The sequence below is a fragment of the Acetomicrobium mobile genome (assembly GCF_937920065.1).
Map to the genome: position 1 here is coordinate 1 of NZ_CALETC010000225.1, position 1,964 is coordinate 1,964.

Sequence of the window (1,964 nt, forward strand, 5' to 3'; positions counted from 1 at the left end):
ACTATCTCGGGGCCATCCGTTCCTTTCAAGCCCACCTTTCCACCCATGCCCGCTAGGGTTCCGGTATTATCCAAGGATGATGGCTCGTCCAATAGTGCATGCCAAAGTCACACATCCTGCACTGTACATCTTCGGTTGTGACACCTGTATCTTCCGCCAATTTCTCCCAACTGTATCTGACCTGTTCCAGCCTATGCTTGCCAGGGGCATCGTAAGGGATGCTAGCGCCACGTATTACCGGTAAATACTGTTCAAATTCTTTCCTTACGCCAACAGCCCCTACAGCCGGACCCCAAAAAGCTGACATTTTCCTCGCATGTCATATTCTTGGATAATATTTCCTCCATGTGTCGTTTCAGATCTAATTCCGAATGCAGTGGTTCCGGCAGGTTCATCTTTCCCTTAAACCTTAACTCCTCCGGAATATCTCTATAAAGTTCATCTAAGTCGTTTATTCCTATTTCTTTCATCATGGCCAACTTCAACTCGGGTAACGAATTGGGAATGTAAGGAACGCAATGAGGACAAGGCTGTAGAACTGATGCGATCTCACATTTTATCTTCCTGCAAATCTGTAGATGATTTAACCCAAAAATCCGAGAGTATATCAATACAGAGTGAATGCAATGAGGAATAGGATATCATGCGAAGATATGAAATATCTGTTGATATAAAAAGATAAATCGCAAAAATCACATCCCCCCTGGAGGACAGGACATCCTTAGGGGGATAATTGTTTACTGTTGCAAACTCGTCCAAGGATATGGTTTTTCACTAGTTAGTATCAAGTCTTCAAGGGGCATTCTTTGCGTCTTAATTGTCCCTATGGCTGGCCAACCTACGGCAACGTGCATTGCAGGCTCAATGTAATCAGGGAGTCCGTACAGTTTCTTAAACTTTTCACCAGTATCCTCTGTATCGGTCGACCTTATTGTCTTAGACAACCAACAAGCTCCCAAACCAAGAGCATGGGCCATGAGGCATATGTGATCAGCAGCTGCTGCAGCATCATAGAACATATTATGACGCACACATGGATCTTGCCCTACAACTTTATGAATCCTCGTATCGTAACAAATGACTATTATTACAGCATTCTCTGTAGAGATATCGCTCCACATCATCTTCTTCTCTTCTGGATCTTTAAGCACGATAAAGTATACTTCGTCAAGGTTGCAACCAATTGGTGCAGCCCTGCCTGCTTCAAGGAGCTTCTCGATCATCCATTCAGGCACTGGTTTATTGAGCCAGTTACGAATTGATTTTCGCCGCCATATCAACTTTTCTACTACTTTCATCTCTTCTTCAGTAAAAGGCTCAGGAAGAGGTTCGTTAATTTCCGGTTTTATTCCATTTCGAACCTGCTCAGCAAAATGAAGGTATCTCTTAGCCCATTCTATGTCCGGCCCGTCTTCGGGTAACCCTCTTTCTCTCCATACATCGAACACCAACTGTGCTTGTAGGCCGAAGGTCGATATCGGTTTATCCTCCCATCTAAGGAGAATAGTATACAGTGGAACCTCAATATTATGATGGACACGCTCGCGGAGAAGCGCACGTAGAAGAACAGGGTCTAAACTCATAAGATCCTCTTTTTTGTACTTAACAGTACTAGATAAAACGACCTCGGTTATTTTCGCCATCTAACATTACCTCCTGTTATAAATTAATACCCCTTAACTACCCGTCTATATATCTCCAATCTTTATTTTCATCGAAGAAGTCCTTTTTTTCTTGTTCGGTAGTAAGCCCAATGGCAAATTCGCAATGTTCGTCTCCGTCAGGCAGTGCTTTTAAGTGTACCAATTTATAATCCGGATTAAAGGCCATGTATTTTGCAACATCGACGAAGCAGTATAGCCTTCCAAGCTCACCCATGCCCATTTCATTCCAATACTTCCCCATGACACAACCACGAGCTATGATCCTTGGTTCACCGTCGATCTCTAGTTTTTCCATGCTCT

4 protein-coding genes are annotated in these 1,964 nt (G+C 43.4%); all 4 read right to left on the bottom strand.

Annotation, left to right across the window (positions count from 1 at the left end):
* Positions 1-52: 52 nt before the first annotated feature.
* Positions 53-307, bottom strand: coding sequence for a hypothetical protein (locus Q7P41_RS08625; protein WP_303883506.1), 255 nt, complete (start codon positions 305-307; stop codon positions 53-55).
* A complete protein-coding gene (locus Q7P41_RS08630) occupies positions 252-473 on the bottom strand; it encodes a hypothetical protein (RefSeq protein ID WP_303883507.1) in 222 nt (73 codons plus the stop codon). Before Q7P41_RS08630 ends, Q7P41_RS08625 begins: the two co-directional genes overlap by 56 nt.
* A 264-nt stretch (positions 474-737) precedes the next feature.
* Positions 738-1,643: a nitroreductase family protein gene (locus Q7P41_RS08635; RefSeq protein WP_303883508.1), complete on the bottom strand. Its 906-nt coding sequence runs from the start codon at positions 1,641-1,643 to the stop codon at positions 738-740.
* 37 nt (positions 1,644-1,680) lie between these two features.
* On the bottom strand, positions 1,681-1,964 hold a 284-nt coding region (locus Q7P41_RS08640; RefSeq protein WP_303883510.1), incomplete at its 5' end, for an L-2-amino-thiazoline-4-carboxylic acid hydrolase.